The sequence below is a fragment of the Flavobacterium sp. LM5 genome, from assembly GCF_002017945.1.
Taxonomy (GTDB): Bacteria; Bacteroidota; Bacteroidia; order Flavobacteriales; family Flavobacteriaceae; genus Flavobacterium; species Flavobacterium succinicans.
This window is the reverse complement of record NZ_MUFX01000037.1, coordinates 1-3,411: the sequence shown is the minus strand read 5'-3', so window position 1 is coordinate 3,411 and position 3,411 is coordinate 1. Positions and strand designations below refer to the sequence as shown.

Genomic DNA, 3,411 nt, shown 5'->3' with positions numbered 1-3,411 from the left:
TTTCGAAAATTTCATCAAAAGCCTCACGACAGTGAATCACTATGGGCAATTTGTACTGCTTTGCCACTGAATTTGTTGTCTAAAAGCAATTTGTTGTTCCTTAAGATGCGTTTTGTCCAATACAAATCGATGCCTATTTCACCAATCGCGAAGAACTTTCGCTTGACTAGTTCGGAAGCTACGTGCGCTAACTCGGCTTCGTAATTGTCTTTCACATACGTTGGATGCAAGCCCATCATCAAAAAAACATTCTCTGGAAAATCCTGTTCCAAATCATACATTGCTTGAGTACAAGTCGAGTCAATAGCTGGAATAAAAAAACGAGAAACGCCAGCATTGATGGCACGTTGTATCATTTCGCCTCGGTCTTGGTCAAATTCTTCAGAATATAAATGGGTATGCGTATCAGTAAGTATCATTGTATCATTTTTGCGGACAAAGTTAGCGTTTTGCCCTAGTAGTTTTAAAATTTTTAGGCTACTTTTGAAAAGGCACTTTTATTATGGAAAATCTACACGCAATCTTACAAACCGAAAACTACCAAAAAATCCGATTCAAAATCATTAAAACCCAGCATTTATTGGTCAAAGCCAAAATCAATGGTATTGCGGGTAATTTCATACTCGACACTGGCGCTTCAAGCAGTTGCGTAGGTTTTGAAGGCATCGATTTCTTTCAGTTAAAGGCCAAAAAATCCAAAACCAAAGCCGCAGGCGCAGGCGCCACTGGAATGCTAACCCAACTTTCTACCGACAACAAGCTGCAACTGGGCCGCTGGAAAACCGATGATGCCGCACTTGTGATTTTCGACTTATCGCACGTCAACGAAGCGCTCACTCAACACAAAGCCAAACCCGTTCACGGCATTATTGGCGCCGACATTCTCCTAAAAGGCAAAGGGATTATTGATTACTTTAATCATTATTTGTATTTGAAACAAGATTTTTAGGGCAATTGCCAAGGCACCACGCTATCCGCTATAGTTTTGCAAAACCTTAAATGGAAGTTTTGCAAAAGCTGCCGCTCCTATCGTTATTGCGGTAAAGTGCTTCAAACAGAATTTCTTGTTCTAAAACAAATCCCAAATTCTAAATGAGTTTGGATTTATTTTATTATAAGTATTTCTTTAAAATGGCTTCTTTTTGTTTGAGATCATGCTAAAAAAGGATTATAAAGTTACAGTAACTAAATGATTTCCATGTTTTTCATCATAAACTTCTATCAAATAACCGTCATGAAAATTTCTCACCCAAACTAATTTCGTAACTCTTATAAAATAGTTATACCATTTTCTTTCCCCTAAAATCGAAGGTTAAGTTTGTTGTTAATAATTGCTTTTTGAATTTTATTTTCTATATCCATACTACAATTTTACAAAATCTAAAAAAAGATGAAAAAGCTCCTTACCATTATGAGTAGAAAAAAAATTATTATTTATCCTTTCAGCTACTCTTTCATCCTTTTGGAGTAACTTATTTATACCTTCAACACAATTATCAACTGTCCTTCAAGAATATACCCGACAAGAAACCCTTCACATTCAAAATATTTTCCACCTTTTAAAAAATTATCAATCCCGTAGATATATATCGTCTTTTTAAACCAGAATCGTTTGCTTTAAGATTCTTAGCTTCTACATGATATTTAAATTCTTCTTTCTGCCAAATTTAGAAAACGCATCTATCTTGAAAGATGCGGCAAAACCTCTAACAAATTTTGCCTCTCTATCAAATGATATGCGTTTTCTAAATTTTGGAGAAAGAAGAATTTAAATATCATGTAGAAGCTAAGAATCTTAAAGCAAACGATTCTGGTTTAAAAAGACGATATATATCTACGGGGATTGATAATTTTTTAAAAGGTGGAAAATATTTTGAATGTGAAGGGTTTCTTGTCGGGTATATTCTTGAAGGGACAGTTGATAATTGTGTTGAAGGTATAAATAAGTTACTCCAAAAGGATGAAAGAGTAGCTGAAAGGATAAATAATAATTTTTTTTCTACTCATAATGGTAAGGAGCTTTTTCATCTTTTTTTAGATTTTGTAAAATTGTAGTATGGATATAGAAAATAAAATTCAAAAAGCAATTATTAACAACAAACTTAACCCTTCGATTTTAGGGGAAAGAAAATGGTATAACTATTTTATAAGAGTTACGAAATTAGTTTGGGTGAGAAATTTTCATGACGGTTATTTGATAGAAGTTTATGATGAAAAACATGGAAATCATTTAGTTACTGTAACTTTATAATCCTTTTTTAGCATGATCTCAAACAAAAAGAAGCCATTTTAAAGAAATACTTATAATAAAATAAATCCCAAACTCATTTAGAATTTGGGATTTGTTTTAGAACAAGAAATTCTGTTTGAAGCACTTTACCGCAATAACGATAGGAGCGGCAGCTTTTGCAAAACTTCCATTTAAGGTTTTGCAAAACTATAGCGGATAGCGTGGTGCCTTGGCAATTGCCCTAAAAATCTTGTTTCAAATACAAATAATGATTAAAGTAATCAATAATCCTTTGCCTTTTAGGAGAATGTCGGCGCCAATAATGCCGTGAACGGGTTTGGCTTTGTGTTGAGTGAGCGCTTCGTTGACGTGCGATAAGTCGAAAATCACAAGTGCGGCATCATCGGTTTTCCAGCGGCCCAGTTGCAGCTTGTTGTCGGTAGAAAGTTGGGTTAGCATTCCAGTGGCGCCTGCGCCTGCGGCTTTGGTTTTGGATTTTTTGGCCTTTAACTGAAAGAAATCGATGCCTTCAAAACCTACGCAACTGCTTGAAGCGCCAGTGTCGAGTATGAAATTACCCGCAATACCATTGATTTTGGCTTTGACCAATAAATGCTGGTTTTAATGATTTTGAATCGGATTTTTTGGTAGTTTTCGGTTTGTAAGATTGCGTGTAGATTTTCCATAATAAAAGTGCCTTTTCAAAAGTAGCCTAAAAATTTTAAAACTACTAGGGCAAAACGCTAACTTTGTCCCGCAAAAATGATACAATGATACTTACTGATACGCATACCCATTTATATTCTGAAGAATTTGACCAAGACCGAGGCGAAATGATACAACGTGCCATCAATGCTGGCGTTTCTCGTTTTTTTATTCCAGCTATTGACTCGACTTGTACTCAAGCAATGTATGATTTGGAACAGATTTTCCAGAGAATGTTTTTTTGATGATGGGCTTGCATCCAACGTATGTGAAAGACAATTACGAAGCCGAGTTAGCGCACGTAGCTTCCGAACTAGTCAAGCGAAAGTTCTTCGCGATTGGTGAAATAGGCATCGATTTGTATTGGGACAAAACGCATCTTAAGGAACAACAAATTGCTTTTAGACAACAAATTCAGTGGGCAAAGCAGTACAAATTGCCCATAGTGATTCACTGTCGTGAGGCTTTTGATGAAA

3 protein-coding genes and 3 pseudogenes are annotated in these 3,411 nt (G+C 35.6%); 4 read left to right on the top strand and 2 right to left on the bottom strand.

What is annotated here, in order from left to right; all coding sequences use genetic code 11:
- Window positions 1-419, bottom strand: a pseudogene (locus BXU11_RS17085) (TatD family hydrolase); the annotation flags it as partial.
- Window positions 420-502: 83 nt separating this feature from the next.
- Between BXU11_RS17085 and BXU11_RS17080 the strand changes: the two are divergent.
- The 3 genes from BXU11_RS17080 to BXU11_RS17070 all read left to right on the top strand — a co-directional run bounded on the left by BXU11_RS17080 (window position 503) and on the right by BXU11_RS17070 (window position 2,251).
- On the top strand, window positions 503-949 hold the full coding sequence (locus tag BXU11_RS17080) for a retropepsin-like aspartic protease (RefSeq protein ID WP_078210618.1): 447 nt from the start codon (window positions 503-505) through the stop codon (window positions 947-949).
- Between the two features lie 803 nt (window positions 950-1,752).
- Window positions 1,753-2,055: a hypothetical protein gene (locus BXU11_RS17075; protein ID WP_078213376.1), complete on the top strand. Its 303-nt coding sequence runs from the start codon at window positions 1,753-1,755 to the stop codon at window positions 2,053-2,055.
- Window position 2,056: 1 nt separating this feature from the next.
- The gene (locus tag BXU11_RS17070) at window positions 2,057-2,251 is read left to right on the top strand and encodes a hypothetical protein (protein WP_078210619.1); all 195 of its coding nucleotides are present in this window, start codon (window positions 2,057-2,059) and stop codon (window positions 2,249-2,251) included.
- Window positions 2,252-2,471: 220 nt separating this feature from the next.
- Here BXU11_RS17070 and BXU11_RS17065 read toward each other — a convergent pair.
- Window positions 2,472-2,916, bottom strand: a pseudogene (locus BXU11_RS17065) (retropepsin-like aspartic protease).
- Window positions 2,917-3,000: 84 nt separating this feature from the next.
- On the opposite strand from BXU11_RS17065, the pseudogene BXU11_RS17060 reads away from it, so the two are divergent.
- Window positions 3,001-3,411 (top strand): annotated as a pseudogene (locus BXU11_RS17060) (TatD family hydrolase); the annotation flags it as partial.

Bases quoted from the DNA above. Each gene is read 5' to 3' on its own strand.
- BXU11_RS17070 (WP_078210619.1), top strand. From the start codon at position 2,057: ATGGATATAGAAAATAAAATTCAAAAAGCAATTATTAACAACAAACTT.
- BXU11_RS17080 (WP_078210618.1), top strand. From the start codon at position 503: ATGGAAAATCTACACGCAATCTTACAAACCGAAAACTACCAAAAAATC.